We start from the raw sequence: 15,686 nt of genomic DNA, 5'->3' as shown, positions 1-15,686 counted from the left end.
TGGAGTCGATTGCGGGGAAAGTAATCCAAAAGGAGTACAAAAGGGAACAACACGTAAGAAAATTTCTGAGATCAACCGACGAAAGACTGGCGCCGGTTAGTGACCTAGTGGCCGGATTCGCCCTTCCACCTGGCGAGGCGTCCGGCGCGGTCGACGGCCCGCAGGCGTCGTTCGGCCGCGTCACGGACGTCGGCGGTGGTCACGACGAGTAACTGGTCACGTTCCTGGAGCCGGGTGTTCTTGTTCGGCGTGAAGCCGGTGCCGTCGCGGACGAGGAGGCTGATCGTCGCGCCCACCGGCAGCCGCAGTTCGGCCAGGTAGACGCCGTGCATCTTCGATCCGGAGTTGATCCGGACCTGCAGGAGTTCCGCGCCCATCTCGTCGAGCGGCGCGGAGTCGACGTCGATCTCGTGCGCTTCGGCGTGCTGGGCGAGCCCGAGCACTCTCGCGAGCGGGGTCAGCGTCGCGCCTTGGAGCAGCGTCAGCACGATGACCAGCACGAATACCGCGTCGACCAGCTCCTGCGCGCCGGGCACCCCGGACGAGAGCGGAATCAGCGCGAGCACGATCGGGACCGCCCCGCGCAACCCGGCCCAGGACAGGAACACCTGTTCTCGCCAGGGGATCTTGAACGGCAGCGCCGACAGCACGACCGACACCGGGCGGGCGAGCAACAGCACGACCGCGCCCGCGACCAGGCCCTGGACCAGACTCTCGAAGATCCTGCCCGGCGAGGCGAACAGGCCGAGCAGCACGAACAGCCCGATCTGGGCGAGCCAGCCGAGCCCTTCGGCGAAGGACAGCGTGTCCGACCGGTGCGGCAGCTTCGAGTTCCCCAGCACCAGCGCCGCGACATAGGTGGCGAGCAGGCCCGACGCGTGGGCGAGCTGACCGCTCGAATACGCCACGACGCACACCGCCACCGTGGCCAGCGGATACAGACCGGTCGCCGGGAGCGCGGCCCGTCGCAGCGCCTGCGCCCCGAACCAGCCGAAGGCCAGGCCGATCACCAGCCCGGCCGCGAGTTCGTAGACCACCAGCAGCGGCAGCGACCAGTCCACGGTCGTGCCCTCGGCGAGGACGACGACCGCGATGTAGGCCGGGGCGTCGTTGATCCCGGACTCGATTTCCAGCGCGCCGACGAGCCGCTTCCCGATGCCCGCCGATCTCAGCACCGAGAAGACCGCGGCGGCGTCGGTCGAGGCCAGCACCGCGCCCCACAGCAACGCCATCCGCCAGTCCAGGCCCAGCAGCCAGTGCAGCGCGGCGCCGGTGACCGCGATACTCACCACCACGGCCACTGTGGACAGTGCGATTCCGATGCCCAGCGAGGGTTTCACGGCCGCCCACCGGGTGGTGAGACCACCTTCGGACAGGATCATCACCAGCGCGGCGAGGCCGAGGGACTGGGTGAGCTCGGGGTTGTCGTAATGGATGCCGAACCCGGCTTCGCCGAGCAGGACGCCCATCCCCAGGTACAGCAGCAGCGAAGGAAGGCCGACCTTGATCGACACCCGGACGGCGATCACGGCGACGAGCAGCACGGCACCGCCGGTACCGAGGATGAGCGGGAGCTGCTCCATGTCGCCTCCCGTCCGGTCGCCGTGAGGGCTCCAGAATAGTGAGGCGGTGGTCGTCACTCGTTCGTGTACCGGTCGAAAACCGTCCGGTAAGCCTGTGTTACAGACTGTCCTTTACGGACTGCGCAGGGCCACCAGGTCGACACCGAGGTCCGCGAACGGTCTTTCCGCCGCGGGCAGGACCTTCACCGCGCGGTTGCCCTCACGGGACAACCAGCCGGCACTCACTCCGTGAGACAGTAACGCCGCGGGGACACGTCCCGCCAAATGATCACGGCGCACTGTCCAATCCAGACAGTCACGCAGCATCGGACGTCGGCCGTCGGCGATCTCCACCCCGAGCGTGCCGAGCACCTCGCGCCCGCGAGCGGTCAGCGTCAGACCGTCGGCCTCGTCGATCAGCCCGGTGGCGAGCATCCCCTCCCGCAGCGCGACGCCGACCGTCCCGGCGAGGTGGTCGTAGCAGGTCCGGGCGAATTCGAGCCGCTTCACCCGCACCGACGAGCGCAACCCCTTCACCGGGCGGTGTTCGGCGTGCTGCGCCAGATGCTCGATCAGCTCGGCCACCCGGGGGTCGGCGATCCGGACGTAGCTGTGCCGCCCCTGTTTGACCCGGACGACGAAGCCGGCATCGGTCAGCTTCGTCACGTGTTCGCTCGCCGTCGACGCCGCGACCTCGGCCGCTCCGGCCAGCTCGGTCACCGTCCAGGCACGCCCGTCGAGCAGCGCGAGGCACATCGACGCGCGGCTCGGATCGGCGAGCACGGCCGCGACCTCGGCCAAGGCGATCGTTTCCATGCGTTCACCGTAGAAGATCCATGGTTCGGCGAGGACCGAAACGTCAGCCGGCCAAGAACTTCGCAGCCAGCCCGACCGCGGGTTTGGAGTCGTTGGAACCCGCGAGCATGACCGCGAAAGCGACGTCCCCGCGATAGCCGACGAACCAGCCGTTGGCGTCGGCGCCCGAGCCGAACTGCGCCGTCCCTGTCTTGCCGAAGACGGCGCCGCTGCTCTTCAACGCCTTCGCGGTCCCTGTCGTGCAGACCTCGCGCATCATCGCGCGGACCTGGTTCAGCACCCCGGCGGGCGGGGCCTGGTAACCGGTGTTGACCTTGGTCTCCAGCCCCTGCCACAGCTTCGGCACCACCGGCTTCCCGGTGGCGACCGTGGCCGCCATGAGTGCCGCACCCAAGGGGCTGACCTGCACCTTTCCCTGCCCGATCCCGGCCTCGACCTGCTCGTCACCGCTGCTCGACGGCTCCACCTTCCCGGTCTCGGTGGTCAGCCCCGGGATCTCGAAGTCGGCGTTGAGGCCGAGCTGGGTCGCGGCCTTCGCGAGGCCGTCCGCGGGCAATGCCCCGGCGAGCCGCCCGAAGGTCGTGTTGCACGACGCGGCGAACGCGGTCTTCAGCGAAACTGTCCCCAGGTCGAACCCGTTCTCGTTCTTGAGCGTGCGGGTCCCGATCTGCTCACTGCCCGGACAGGCCACCGGCGCGTCGACGGAGACCCCGCCCTTCTGCAGCGCCGCGGTAGCCGTGGCGATCTTGAAGGCCGAACCCGGCGAATAGAGGCCGTTCAGCGCCGTCGGCTGGTTCCCTGCCGCGCCGTTCTGCGCGACCGCCAGGAGCTCGCCCGAAGTCTTCATCGCGACGATGATCGCGGGCCCCTGGAAACCGTCGACGGCCTTCTGCGCGGCGGTCTGGGAGGCCACGCTCAGGGTCGAGACCAGCGGTTTGTCGGTCTCGACAGGCTGGCCGAAGAGCGTTTCGACCGGTTTGCCGGAGGCGTCGAGCCGCGACACGGCGACGGTGGCGGGAGTACCGGTGCCGCCGTTCTGTTCGGACGCGACCTTGGCCAGCGCCCCTCGCAGAATCGGCGCGACGCCGGCCGCATCACCGCCAACAAGGGCCTTGCCGTCCCTGTCGGCCACGATCGGCTTGGCGGAAGCGCGCGCGACGGAGAGTTGCTGACCGGCTTCGAGCTTCGGGTGGATCACCGACATCGCCCAGCGGACCACCCACTTCCCGGCGTTGCGGACCAGCTCCAGCTTGCCTTCGTACCGCCAGACGCTGTCGCCGGGAAAGGACCACGCGACGTGGAAGGTGGCCGACGTCGTGGTCGCGTTCCCCGGCGTGGTCGGGACTTCGCCCAGGGTCGTCTTGACCGGCGCCGCACCGAGCGCGCCGCGCGTCACGGACAGGGCGGCCGTGGCCGCCGCCGGGTCGTCGACCGGCGCGCCGGTCAGGTCACCGGTGTCGAACTGCCGCAGGAACCGGGCGGCGACCTGGGCGGGGCTCTCTCGCGCGCTCTCGGTGGACTCCCCTGGGCCGCCGGAAGCGGCGGGCGCCTGGTCTTCCCTGACCAGCAGCACCACCGCGGCCACCACGACGGCGACGACCGCCAGCGCGGCGCCGATCAGGATCCCTCTTTTCCGGGCAGGACTCATGGACTCGCTCTCCCCCACGCGGCGCGCACCTCTCGCGCGCCCCCGGGCGCCAGCTTGCCGATTCCGCCCGCACCAGGTGAGCAGGCGGCGAGAAAGCGACGTTTCCGAATCCGTTTCGTGATCCCGCTGATCGGGACCCCCGGAATGCTATGAAAGGTCCTTTCCTTGCAAAATTTGCGAGGAAAGGACCTTTCATAGCGCTTGCGCGGGTCAGGCCTTGGCGACCGCCACGGTCACCTTGGTGCCCTCGCCGACCGTCCCGGCCGAGCCGTCGGCGACGTCGCCGTAAGCCACCGAAGTCGCCAGCGTCTCCGAAGCGATGAACCCCTCGTGCGCCTTCGCGGCCGTGACCACGTCTTCCGGCGCGTCGACCGTCAACGAGATCCTGTCGGCGACGTCGAGTCCGGCGTCACGGCGGGCCTGCTGCACGACCCGGACCAGGTCGCGGGCAAGGCCCTCGGCTGCCAGCTCGTCGGTCACCTCGGTGTCGAGCAGCACCAGCCCGGCACCGCCGGGCAGTTCCGCGGCCGCGCCGCCGCCCTTGGCGACCAGACGCCGGTCGTACTCGCCTTCGACGAGCTCGATCCCGGCTGCCACGACGGCGCCGCTCTCCGACGTCGTCCACTCGCCCGCCTTGACGGCCTTGATCACCGTCTGGACATCCTTGCCCAGCCGCGGTCCGGCGGCGCGGGCGTTCACCGCGACCTCGAAACCGCCGTGGGCGGCGACGTCCGTGGTCAGCTCGACGGACTTGACGTTGACCTCGTCACGCAGGATGTCGGTGAACTCGCGCAGCGAGTCGGCCTCGTGCGCGGCGACGACCAGCTTGGCCAGCGGCAGCCGCACCCGCAGCTTGTTCGACTTCCGCAGCGAAAGCGCCGAAGACGCCACCTGGCGCACCCGGTCCATCGCCGTCACCAGCGCCGCGTCGGCGGGCAGGTCCAGCGAGTTCGGCCAGTCGGCCAGGTGCACCGAACGGCCACCGGTCAGTCCGCGCCAGACGACCTCGGTGGTCAGCGGCAGCAGCGGCGCCACCACCCGCGACGTCACCTCCAGCACGGTGTGCAGGGTGTCGATCGCGTCCTGCTCCCCCGCCCAGAACCGGTCGCGCGACCGGCGCACGTACCAGTTGGTCAGCACCTCAAGGAAGTCACGGACGCCTCCGCAGGCACCGGCGACGTCGTAGGTGTCGAGCGCGTGCTCGACGTCGGTCACCAGTTCGTGCGTCTTCGCCAGCACGTATCGGTCGAGGACGTGCTTCGAATCCGTGCGCCACTGGCCTTCCACGCCCTCGGCGTTCGCGTAGAGCGCGAGGAAGTAGTACGAGTTCCACAGCGGCAGCACGGCCTGGCGGACGGCGTCGCGGATGCCCCTGTCGGTGACGACCAGGTTCCCGCCGCGCAGGATCGGGCTCGCCATCAGGTACCAGCGCATCGCGTCGGAGCCGTCGCGGTCGAAGACCTCGTTGACGTCCGGGTAGTTGCGCAGCGACTTGGACATCTTCTGGCCGTCCGAGCCGAGCACGATCCCGTGCGAGATGCAGGTGCGGAACGCCGGCCTGTCGAACAGCGCGGTCGCCAGCACGTGCAGCAGGTAGAACCAGCCGCGGGTCTGCCCGATGTACTCGACGATGAAGTCGCCCGGGTAGTGGTGCTCGAACCATTCGGTGTTCTCGAACGGGTAATGCACCTGGGCGTACGGCATCGACCCCGAGTCGAACCAGACGTCGAACACGTCCTCGATCCGGCGCATGGTGGACTTCCCGGTCGGGTCGTCCGGGTTGGGCCGGGTCAGCTCGTCGATGAACGGCCGGTGCAGGTTGTCCAGCCGGACACCGAAGTCGCGCTCGATCTCTTCGAGCGAGCCGTAGACGTCCGTGCGCGGGTACGCCGGGTCGTCCGACTGCCACACCGGGATCGGCGTGCCCCAGTACCGGTTTCGGGAGATCGACCAGTCGCGGGCGTTCTCCAGCCACTTGCCGAACTGGCCGTCCTTGACGTTCTCCGGGTACCAGGTGATCTGCTGGTTCAGCTCGATCATCCGGTCCTTGAACTCGGTCACCGCGACGAACCACGACGAGACGGCGCGGTAGATCAGCGGGTTCCGGCAGCGCCAGCAGTGCGGGTACGGGTGCTCGTAGGTCTCGTGGCGCAGCAGCACCGCGCCCTGACGGCCGGCCGATCCGGTGCCGTTCTTGAGATCCTTGATGATGTTCGGGTTGGCGTCGAACACCTGCTGGCCCGCGTAGTCCGAGACGGTGGCGTCGAACTTGCCCTGCGCGTCGACCGGGGTGACCGGGACGATGCCGACCGCGTCGGTGACGGCCTTGTCCTCTTCACCGTAGGCGGGCGCGATGTGGACGACACCGGTGCCGTCCTCGGTGGTGACGTAGTCCGCGGACAGCACGCGGTGCGCGTTCTCGTGCCCGGTGAAGTACGGGAACGGTGGGGCGTAACGGGTTCCGAGCAGTTCGGTACCGGTGTAGTGCCCGACGACCGTCGGCTCTTCACCGAGCTCGCGGGCGTACGAGGCGACACGGGCTTCGGCGAGCAGGAATCGCTTGCCTTCCTGCTCCTCGGATTCCACCACGACGTAGCGCACGTCGGGGTGCACCGCGGTCGCGAGGTTGGACGGCAGCGTCCACGGGGTCGTGGTCCAGATCAGCAGGTAGGTGCCGTCGAGCTCGTTGTCGTTGCCCTCCATGCGGAAACCGACCGTGACGGCCGGGTCCTGACGGCTGGCGTAGACCTCGTCGTCCATGCGCAGCTCGTGGTTGGACAGCGGGGTCTCATCGCGCCAGCAGTAGGGCAGGACGCGGTAGCCCTCGTAGACCAGGCCCTTGTCCCACAGCTGTTTGAACGCCCAGATGACCGACTCCATGTAGGACAGGTCGAGCGTCTTGTAGTCGTTGTCGAAGTCGACCCAGCGGGCCTGGCGGGTGACGTATTCCTGCCACTCACCGGTGTAGCGCAGCACGGATTCGCGGCAGGCGTCGTTGAAGACGTCGATGCCCATCGCGTCGATCTCGGACTTCTCGGTGATCCCGAGCTGGCGCATGGCTTCGAGTTCGGCGGGCAGGCCGTGCGTGTCCCAGCCGAAGCGGCGCTCGACGCGCTTGCCCTTCATGGTCTGGTAACGCGGCACCAGGTCCTTCACATACCCGGTGAGAAGGTGACCGTAGTGCGGGAGACCGTTGGCGAACGGCGGGCCGTCGTAGAAGACGTACTCGTTCGAGCCGTTGACGCCGGGGTCGCGAGCGTCGATGGAGGCCTGGAAGGTCCGATCGGATTCCCAGTACGCGAGGACGCGCTTTTCCGACTCGGGGAACGAAGGCTGGGACGGGACTCCGGTCTCGCCGTCCACCTGTGCCTTGGGATACATCTTCGGTGCTCCTCGCGGTTCGTCTCTCTCGTACGGGCTTTCACCCACACGGGGACGAGACGGCCGTTTCCGGCGCGTTCCGCGGTACCACCCCGCTTGCCCGGCCGGTGGTGTTCCGGCTGGGCCGCTCATTCGACGGCTGTGACGGGCCGTACCCGTCCGGTTCTACTGAGGGTGTGAGCCCTGTTCTTCCGGAGGCTCCCCGGTGATCGCCGGATCGGTGCCAGTTGGGTCAAGGGTAGCGCGCGAGGGCAACCGGGTTGTCCGGGGTGGGGTTGAAACTCGGAGGCGGCGGGCGGGGGCCGCGATTAGGCTGCCGCCCGGCGGGAGGGTGATGGACACCGAAGAACAGTTGTGGCGCCAGATCCGCGTCACCGACCGGATGTGGGAGGGCGCGGGGCAGATCGCCGCGCTCGAGAAGGTGACGCGTCGCGTGGACGCGCTGGGGCTCGCCGGGCACCGGTACGAGGCACGCGTCCGGCTCGCCACCGCGTATGTGCTCGGCGGCGAGCCCGCGAAGGCGTTCGAGCCGCTCTCCTGGTGCCTGGCCGGCGGCGACCCCGACCTGCGGCCGGTGTTCGACTACCTGGCCGTAGCGTTCACGGAAGACCCGAGTGTTCCGCTCGCGGACACCCTCACCGCGCTCGACGAGGGCGAACGTCTCTTCGGCCCGATGCCCGACAACCGCCTGATCGTCGCCTCGCATCTCGGCGCCGACGCGGACGTCCGATACGAAGCTCCCCCGGAAAGCTCGCGGTGCGCTCAGTGCGACACCGGCCTGAGGATCGACCACCTGCTCCGGATCGGTCACTTCGAGGAGGCCGCCGGGCTCTTCTCCGACGAGGACTACTGCTCCCGGCAGCCTCATGCGATGCGCGCCGCGCTGATGCTTCCGTTCGTCCGGCTGGGGCGGCTCGACGACGCGGTTGAAGCGTTCCGGCAGTCCTATTCGGCCTTCTGGGACAAGCAGGCCGAACTCGGCTCGCTGGCCCGGCACGTCGAGTTCTGTGCGCGCACGGGAAATCACGCGGCGGCGCTGAAACTGGTGGACCGGCATGGCGGATGGCGATCGACTCCGTCCGCCGAAATGGACTTCCACGCCGCTGCGGCCCTGGCGACGGGGCCCGCCTCGGGCCACACTTCCCGCGCGCTGGAGATCGCGGCGCGGTTCGACGCCCGCAACGGGAACTCCGCCCAGAGCGACCGGATCCGAGCGCTGCTCGCCGCGGAGCAGGTGCGGGACTCCCTGGATCTGTGCGCCGCACTGCTGCCCCGCACCAAGCGGATCGGCTCGAGGATCGTGATCTACCCGGAGACCGTGGAGGAACTGGCGTCCCGGGCCGAACGCAACGCGGACGATCCGGAGTTCGCGGCCACGATGTGGGACCGGTTCGACGAACTCCTGCCGAACCCCGAAGGCGTTCTGCTCGCCCGCCGTCTCGCCGGCTCCGGCGACCTCGTCAGGGCGGCGGACCTGTTCGGCTCACTGGGCGACGAAGTACGCCGACAGGCCGTGCTCTCGCGGATCACGCCCACTGCTGTCTCTGAACCTGTCTCCGAACCACAAGCGTGCGTCGACCGGATGGCCACGCTGAGCTTGGCGCTGGACCCCTTGCCCGCCTTGACGTTCGCCCGCGAGGCCGTCGACCGCTTCCAATCGGAGTTCGACTACGTGAGCGCCGCCCGCGTCCGGTTGATGGCGGTGTGGATCTTGGCCTTCACCGGCGACTCGAAAGCCGCGTTCGACCTGAGCAGCGAGTGCGACGCCGTCGGCGGGAACCATGAGGTGCAGGCCGAGATGCTGTACACCCACGGAAAGCTTTCCCAGGCGCTCGGCGATCTCGACGAGGCCACGTTCAGGCTGCTCATGGCCGCTGAAAGCTTCGAATCCGCCGGGAACACCGCCGCACTCGGCTGGGTCCGTGCCGATCTCGCGGAGCTCTTCCTGACACTGGAGCGCTTCGAAGACGCTGCCGATGCCGCCGAAGCGGCTGTCGCGCTGGCTCCTGCTTCGCTGCGGGCGCGCGAGTTACAGGAACGGGCTTACCGGTTGCGAGTTTAGTCTTCAGGGATCAAGCCGCTTTCGACCAGCACAGATCCTCGGCACGACTCATGCACACGTGTGTAGGTCGTTATACGACCATCAGGTCGGCCTATGTCCTGAGATGCATGATGTTGCGCTTCGGTTGGCCGGTGGGGTCGAGATAGGCGGGAGCGGCGAATTCAGGGAGTCCGTCTTGGGCGATCTGGACTTTCCATTCGCTGCGGTGGATGAGGCGGTGGTGAGTCGGCGGCGGGAAACTTCTCGGCCGTGCGATCGTGAGGAATACGCACCGGCATGACGAATCGAGTGCGCCGCTCGACCAAGGTCGCGATCCGTGACTGATTGTTCGCGCCGACGATCAGATCGCCTTCCCGGAAGCACGGCACGGCACGGTCCTCGACCTCGGCCGGCCGCTCACCGATCAGGACCATGTCCTTGATCCTGCCCCGCGGCTCCGCCCCTCGCGACCGGGTCCGTCGCTTGATCCTGCCCTGACGCAACCCCTCGGCCACCTCCGCCCGCAACGTCCCCTTCGCCAGCATGAACAACGCTGGTAAATCGCTTCATGTGACACCCAGCGAGAATGATCCATCGGATGGTCGAGCCGCAACCTGTACGCGATCTGCATCGGTGACCACTTCTTCCGCAACCCCTCATGCACCACGCGAGTCAGAAACGGCGATTTCAGCACCTTGCGTTCCTTTGGACGCTTCCGTAGTCGACCAGCCCGCCGCTGCGCAACCAACGGCGAATACACCTCCCGCCCACCGTTACGGTCAACCTCGCGGGACACCACCGAATGATCCCGTCCAATCCAGCCCTCGATCTCCCGAAACGACTTCCCCTGCCTCAATCCGAACGCGATCAACTCGCGCTCCACCGACCGCAACGGAACACCACGCGACACGAAACACCCCTTCGCTACCCAGAACGATCATTGTCCCAGCCGGTGCACTGACCATCTGAGCCCAAGACACGGCCGGAAGAAATGGTGGTCGTTGTAATGAGAGGCGATAGTCTGGCGCTCAAGCCGCCTCAGGCGCTCCACCTTGACGATGCCCGGACCCGTACTCGGGTTCATGATGGGGGTGAGTGCCAACTTGCCCCTGCTACGTCCCCCACGCTGGCGGGGCGGCAGGGTAGGTCATGCCGTCTCGGCCAGTTCGCGCCATTGTTGCCAGGTGGCGAGCCGCTGCCGGTAGACCTGCTCGGCGACCGGGTACGGGTAGCTGCCGCGGAACAGCCTCAGCGGCGGTTCCGGCAGGTCGACCAGCCTGAGGAGGACGTCCGCGGTGACCGACGGGTCGCGCGGTGCGCGGGCGGTGGCGCCGGCCCGGCGGGCCTGCCTGATCGGGTCGTAGGCCGCGATCGGGTCGGTGTGTGCCGCCGACGCCCCTGCCCAGTCGGTGCCGTACGGCCCTGGCTCGAGGATCGTCACCTTGATACCGAGTGGGCCGACCTCCTGAGCAAGGGCCTCGCTCATCCCCTCAAGGGCCCACTTGGAGGCGTTGTAAAGGCCCAGTGTGGGGAAGGCGGCGATCCCGCCGATGCTGGAGACTTGGAGGAGGTGCCCGCTACCCTGCGTCCGCATGATCGGCAGAGCGGCTTGGGTTACCCAGAGCGGGCCGAACAGGTTGGTCTCGATCTGGGCTCGGGCCTGCTCCTCGGTTGTCTCCTCGATCATGCCGAACAGGCCGTAGCCGGCGTTGTTGACGACCACGTCCAGGCCGCCGAAGGCTTCCGCGGCGCGGTCAACCGCGGCGAAGACCTGGGCGCGATCGGTGACGTCGAGCGCGATCGGCAGGAGGCGGTCGCCGTAGGTCTCGGCCAGTTCTCGGAGCGTCTCGGGCCGGCGCGCCGTCGCGGCGACCCGGTCACCGCGCTGGAGTGCCGCCGCTGCCCACGTGTGTCCGAAGCCGCGTGAGGCCCCGGTGATGAACCATGTCTTCATGGCCTCGACCATGCCGCGGCGCAGAGCCGCCAGCCAGCACCCTGGCAGGGGTACCCTCGACAATCGATGAGACGTGACAACCTTCTCGGAGAGTTCCTCCAGGCGCGCCGGGCCCGGGTGCGGCCGGGTGAGGTGGGGCTTGCGGCCTACGGTCGGCGCCGAGTGCCAGGGCTGCGCCGCGACGAGCTCGCGCGGCTGGCCGGCGTGTCCGTGCAGTACCTGACAAGGCTGGAACAAGGCATCGACGGGAATCCGTCCCCACAGGTCGTGGACGCGTTGGCGACGGCGCTGCGCCTCGATCCGGACTCCGCTGCCCACCTGCGCACCCTGGCCGCCCCGTCATCCCAGCCGCACAAGCCCAGCGGGGCCCGCGTCGAAGTACAGCAATTGCTCGACTCGTGGGGCAGTACTCCGGCATACGTCCGCGACGGCTGTTTCGATGTGCTGATGGCCAACAAGGCAGCCCTGATGCTCGCCCCGATGTACCACCCCGGTCGCAATCTGGTCCGTGACGTGTTCTGCGACCCCGCCGCCCGCAGGTTGTTCCCGGACTGGCCGGAGATCGCCGAGCAGACTGTCGCGGCCCTGCGGGCGGCGGCCGATCCGCGCGCCCCCCGGACTGCCGCACTCGTGGCCGACTTGCAGGCCCACGACGAATTCCGCTCGTTGTGGGGCCGACATGACGCACGCCCGTCCCGCGACGAGATCAAACGGTTCGACCACCCCGACGCCGGCCCTCTCACCCTGCGCCGCCAGACCCTCACCATCGCCGGAGCCGAGGATCAGGTGATCATCGTCTACCAGCCAGAGCCGGGCAGTTCCTCGGCCGACGCCCTGACAAGGCTGCTCTAGCCAGCGGCCTCAGCCCCGTCATCTTCTGCCGCGAAGCGCGGCGTGGGCCGGGTCGCAGCAGTGGGCAACTGTTACCGACCATCGTCGATTCGCTTCACAGGTGATCGCCGCAAGGTGGACCCGCTCGGGATCCCTGCCGGTGCGTCGGCCATTCGAAGACGACCCGACCGGTGACCGTCTCCTTCCACAAAGGACCCACAACACCAACGGAATTCGCCCCCTTCACGGGGATGAGCGCCGCGGAACGGCGGCAGGTCATCGCCTTGCCGTCCACGATCGCGAAGCTGACCGCGGGCACACCACAGCCTGGGCCCGAGTTGCCGTCCCCGCCATCGCCTCTAGGTTGACGGGTATGTCGATCTACGGGGCCCGATGAAAGGGCCCGGACTCCTCGTCGTCCTGCTGGTGGTCCTCGGCGGCGTCAGCGGGCTCGGATTCCTGGCGGGACTGGGCAACGCGGCCGTCCTGGCGGCCCTCACCGCGCTCTTCTGCCTCATGGCGGCGGTCGGCGGGCCGCTTTGGGCGGATCTGCGGCTGCTGGCGTGGTTCGCGCCCGCGTTGATCCTCGCGGTCGGCGTGCCGCGGCTGCTGGGGGCGGTGTCGCAGTGGGCGGCGATCGGGCTGCTGGTGGTGATCGTGGTCGTCGCCGGGCTGCTGCCCGCGCTGGGGGCGCGGTTCGTCACGGTCGGGCTGGGACTCGGGATGGCGTCGCTGTTCGGCTACGGCTTCCAGCTGACGGGGACGGCGTCGGTGGGGCAGATCCTGGGCGCGCCCGCGCTCGCGGTGGGCGTCGTGCTCCTGCTGCGCGTGGTGATGGGCGCGAAGGACCCGGCCAAACCGACGCGTGACGCGCTGGCCGACGCGCTCGCGTCGAGCACCTCCGAAACGCAGGAGCGCGCGGCGAAACTGTGGCTCGCGGACCGGCCCCGTCGCTGGACCGGCAGGGTTCTCGGCGGAACGTTCCGGTACCGGGCGGCCACGGGGTTGCTCGAGATCCGCCGGAAACGGCTGAACCACGAGGGAATCGGCGAAATGCTCGACGCGGCCAGGGAAGAAGCCGTCAGGCTCGCCGATGCCGTCCGGAACCCGGCGGCGCCGGACGACGTCGAGCCGGTGCGGCGCGAGGAACCCGCCGGACTGCCCGGCGCCACGGCAAGGCTCGTCACCGCGCTTTGGGACTCCCTCGAAACCATCCGGACCGCGGCGACCGAACGCGACGAGTCGCGTGTGGACGTTCCGAAAGGACTCCGGAAGGAACTGCGCCGGATCGAGCTGAGCGGCGCGTTTTCCTGGCAGTCACCGCAGTTCCGGCACGCGCTCCGCTGCGGGCTCGGGGTGGCGCTGGCGCTCGTGGTCGCGAGTTTCCGGCCCGGCGACCCGCTCACCGTGTCCTTCCTGCTCGGCACTTTCGCCATCATGCAACCGGAATGGCGCGACAGCCTCAGCAAGGCCTGGCAGCGGATCGGTGGCTCACTCGGCGGCGCCGTCGTACTCACCCTCGTCCTTTGGCTTCTGCCGCAAGGGTTTCTGCTGCCGATCGGGCTCGTGGCGCTGCTCGGCGGGTTCTCGTTCATGCAGACAGAGCCCGCGGTGTTCAACGGCTGCATGGTCCTGATGTCGGTCGGCATGAACACGACCACCAGGCATCTCGACCCGCGTTACGTGCTCGTCGAGTACCTGCTCCTGATGGTCCTCGCGGGCGCCATCGCCCTGCTGTTCGGTTTCGCCGCTATCCCCGGCGTCGCGAAACCCGGCCCGGTGGAACGGTTCGAGAGCGCCGTCGGCGCCACCCGCGCGCTACTCGGCTCGGTGGGGCGGAAACTGCGTGGTGAGGACGTCGATCCGCGGACGCTCGGCCGCGAGTTCCGTACCGCCGCTGTCGCGCAACACGGCCTGGTCGCCGCGGAGCCGGGCACCAAGGTGCCTACGCCCGGGCACCAGAACGCGTTGGAGAGCGCCGCCGAGGCCCTGCGCGGCCTGTCCGTCACGGCGTCGTCACTCTTGCTGCTGTCCGGATCGGCCGACGCGGCGGACGCCGTCGACGAGGCGGCGCGCACACTCGGAACCGAGGAGGCCGCGGAAATTCCGGTGCCGCGAGACGCCGACGAGGAACAGCGCCTGGTGCTCGACACGATCGCCGCCGACGTGGTCGCGGTCGACGAAGCGGCCCAGACGCTCAGAGACGCCTAGCTTGAGTTTTAACCTGGTTTTCGGGGTTGTGGGTTGCTTGGCTTGGTTTTCTTGTTGTGGCTGGGTTTCTGTCTGTTTGGGCTGGTGACGGTGTGGACGTCGTGGTGTGGCGCGGGTTGGTGGTTGGGTGTTCCGGCGGGGCGTCCTGGGCCGGGTCGTGAGGGTTTCGGGACACGGGCCGGGGAGGCGAGTTGTGGACGGAGGTTCCGAAACCCCCGGCGGATGCGTGACGGGCTGAGTCGTTGGGATGGTCGGGGTTTCTCCCAGGGGCGGCGCAGGTCGGCGGTGAGTTCGCGGGCGAGGCGGAGCTGGGTGTAGGCGGTGAGCAGTAGCCAGGTCCAGCGGTCGGCGGCGTCGGGTGAGCGAAGTTTCGGGGTGGTCCAGCCGAGGGTTTGTTTGAGCATGCGGAAGGTGTGCTCGATGTCGAACCGGCGCAGGAACGCCTGCCAGGCCAGATCGACTTCGGTGTGGGGGAGGCTGGTGTGGGAGTGCCAGAGCCACACGGGTTTCGGGATAGCGCCCGAGGGCAGGCGCTCGACCTGCAGCCGGATCACGGTGCCTTCCAGGATCGGGAGGTTCCCGTCGTGGCCGGCCCAGGCGATGCGGTGGGTCAGGCGGGGATGCAGCCGGTCCCAGGCCCGGATCAGCGCGGGACCGTAGAGCCGGGTCGTGGTCTCGATGGTGATGTCCGGCTCGCCCCACGTGTCTGGGTCGCCGAAGGCGAACTCGTCGCCGTGGCGGCGGGGACGTCCCATCGTGCCTGGTGATGGCGCGGGCGCGGGGCGGCGCAGGACCCGGTCCGAGCGCATCCGCACCAGCACGATGATCGGAAGGTCGGCCAGCATGTGCGCGAGCCGGGGCCCGTCGTAGCCGGCGTCGGCGACCAGCAGGATCTCCGGATCCCCTGGGTGCCACTGCCCGGCGCGGATCAGCCTGTCCACGACGTCACGGATCTGGCGGGCGGTGACGCTCGCGGCGTCGTCCCCGGGAGCGAGCCGGACCGCGTCCAGCGGCGCGGTCCACGAGTGACGTCCTGTCTCCAGGGCGACGACGACGGAGTAGGGCCAGCCCGGCACCATGATGTGCTGGTCCTTGCCCCGGCCATAGGTGTGACACAGGATCCGTTGCGGGCACGTGTGGAGCCTGTCACGATTTTTGTGTAAGCCAGAGGTGATTTGCTTACATTTGTAGGTTATCAGAAAAGTATGCGTCCCGGGAAGATGTTGATCAGTGTGTTGAGTG

At 68.6% G+C, this 15,686-nt stretch carries 11 protein-coding genes; 3 read left to right on the top strand and 8 right to left on the bottom strand.

The features are described 5' to 3' along the window. Positions 1-104: 104 nt before the first annotated feature. The 4 genes from ACFOSH_RS05550 to ileS all read right to left on the bottom strand — a co-directional run bounded on the left by ACFOSH_RS05550 (position 105) and on the right by ileS (position 7,407). Positions 105-1,583, bottom strand: a complete 1,479-nt coding sequence (locus tag ACFOSH_RS05550) for a potassium/proton antiporter (protein WP_378237581.1) — start codon at positions 1,581-1,583, stop codon at positions 105-107. Positions 1,584-1,694: 111 nt separating this feature from the next. Beyond that, positions 1,695-2,378: an ArsR/SmtB family transcription factor gene (locus ACFOSH_RS05545; RefSeq protein WP_378237580.1), complete on the bottom strand. Its 684-nt coding sequence runs from the start codon at positions 2,376-2,378 to the stop codon at positions 1,695-1,697. A 43-nt stretch (positions 2,379-2,421) separates the two neighbouring features. Next, positions 2,422-4,026 carry a penicillin-binding transpeptidase domain-containing protein gene (locus ACFOSH_RS05540; protein ID WP_378237579.1) on the bottom strand — a complete coding sequence of 535 codons (1,605 nt, stop codon included), beginning with the start codon at positions 4,024-4,026 and terminating at the stop codon, positions 2,422-2,424. A 210-nt stretch (positions 4,027-4,236) separates the two neighbouring features. Continuing rightward, positions 4,237-7,407, bottom strand: coding sequence for an isoleucine--tRNA ligase (gene ileS, locus ACFOSH_RS05535; RefSeq protein WP_378237578.1), 3,171 nt, complete (start codon positions 7,405-7,407; stop codon positions 4,237-4,239). A 334-nt stretch (positions 7,408-7,741) separates the two neighbouring features. On the opposite strand from ileS, the gene ACFOSH_RS05530 reads away from it, so the two are divergent. Further along, positions 7,742-9,469 (top strand): hypothetical protein, encoded by a 1,728-nt coding sequence (locus tag ACFOSH_RS05530; RefSeq protein ID WP_378237577.1) that lies wholly within the window; start codon positions 7,742-7,744, stop codon positions 9,467-9,469. Positions 9,470-9,630: 161 nt separating this feature from the next. Here the strand turns inward: ACFOSH_RS05530 and ACFOSH_RS05525 are convergent, their stop codons facing one another. The 3 genes from ACFOSH_RS05525 to ACFOSH_RS05515 form a co-directional block, all read right to left on the bottom strand. Then, positions 9,631-9,882, bottom strand: a complete 252-nt coding sequence (locus tag ACFOSH_RS05525) for a hypothetical protein (RefSeq protein WP_378237576.1) — start codon at positions 9,880-9,882, stop codon at positions 9,631-9,633. Beyond that, positions 9,873-10,331 (bottom strand): transposase, encoded by a 459-nt coding sequence (locus ACFOSH_RS05520; protein WP_378237575.1) that lies wholly within the window; start codon positions 10,329-10,331, stop codon positions 9,873-9,875. The genes ACFOSH_RS05525 and ACFOSH_RS05520 overlap by 10 nt, the downstream gene beginning before the upstream one ends. 264 nt (positions 10,332-10,595) lie before the next feature. Further along, the gene (locus ACFOSH_RS05515; RefSeq protein ID WP_378237574.1) at positions 10,596-11,402 is read right to left on the bottom strand and encodes an SDR family oxidoreductase; all 807 of its coding nucleotides are present in this window, start codon (positions 11,400-11,402) and stop codon (positions 10,596-10,598) included. Positions 11,403-11,468: 66 nt separating this feature from the next. Between ACFOSH_RS05515 and ACFOSH_RS05510 the strand changes: the two genes are divergently transcribed. Further along, a complete protein-coding gene (locus tag ACFOSH_RS05510) occupies positions 11,469-12,254 on the top strand; it encodes a helix-turn-helix domain-containing protein (protein WP_378237573.1) in 786 nt (261 codons plus the stop codon). Between the two features lie 372 nt (positions 12,255-12,626). After that, positions 12,627-14,444 carry an FUSC family protein gene (locus ACFOSH_RS05505; protein ID WP_378237572.1) on the top strand — a complete coding sequence of 606 codons (1,818 nt, stop codon included), beginning with the start codon at positions 12,627-12,629 and terminating at the stop codon, positions 14,442-14,444. Between the two features lie 8 nt (positions 14,445-14,452). Here ACFOSH_RS05505 and ACFOSH_RS05500 read toward each other — a convergent pair whose 3' ends face one another. Next, the gene (locus ACFOSH_RS05500; RefSeq protein WP_378237630.1) at positions 14,453-15,565 is read right to left on the bottom strand and encodes a transposase; all 1,113 of its coding nucleotides are present in this window, start codon (positions 15,563-15,565) and stop codon (positions 14,453-14,455) included. Positions 15,566-15,686: the final 121 nt, after the last annotated feature.

The sequence above is a fragment of the Amycolatopsis speibonae genome (assembly GCF_042647925.1).
Taxonomy (GTDB): domain Bacteria; phylum Actinomycetota; class Actinomycetes; order Mycobacteriales; family Pseudonocardiaceae; genus Amycolatopsis; species Amycolatopsis speibonae.
This window is presented reverse-complemented; position numbering and strand designations above follow the sequence as displayed.

Excerpts from the sequence above, each read along its gene's own strand:
- ACFOSH_RS05550 (WP_378237581.1), bottom strand. The coding sequence starts at position 1,583 with ATGGAGCAGCTCCCGCTCATCCTCGGTACCGGCGGTGCCGTGCTGCTC.
- ACFOSH_RS05545 (WP_378237580.1), bottom strand. The coding sequence starts at position 2,378 with ATGGAAACGATCGCCTTGGCCGAGGTCGCGGCCGTGCTCGCCGATCCG.
- ACFOSH_RS05540 (WP_378237579.1), bottom strand. The coding sequence starts at position 4,026 with ATGAGTCCTGCCCGGAAAAGAGGGATCCTGATCGGCGCCGCGCTGGCG.
- ileS (WP_378237578.1), bottom strand. The coding sequence starts at position 7,407 with ATGTATCCCAAGGCACAGGTGGACGGCGAGACCGGAGTCCCGTCCCAG.
- ACFOSH_RS05530 (WP_378237577.1), top strand. The coding sequence starts at position 7,742 with ATGGACACCGAAGAACAGTTGTGGCGCCAGATCCGCGTCACCGACCGG.
- ACFOSH_RS05525 (WP_378237576.1), bottom strand. The coding sequence starts at position 9,882 with ATGGTCCTGATCGGTGAGCGGCCGGCCGAGGTCGAGGACCGTGCCGTG.
- ACFOSH_RS05515 (WP_378237574.1), bottom strand. The coding sequence starts at position 11,402 with ATGAAGACATGGTTCATCACCGGGGCCTCACGCGGCTTCGGACACACG.
- ACFOSH_RS05510 (WP_378237573.1), top strand. The coding sequence starts at position 11,469 with ATGAGACGTGACAACCTTCTCGGAGAGTTCCTCCAGGCGCGCCGGGCC.
- ACFOSH_RS05505 (WP_378237572.1), top strand. The coding sequence starts at position 12,627 with ATGAAAGGGCCCGGACTCCTCGTCGTCCTGCTGGTGGTCCTCGGCGGC.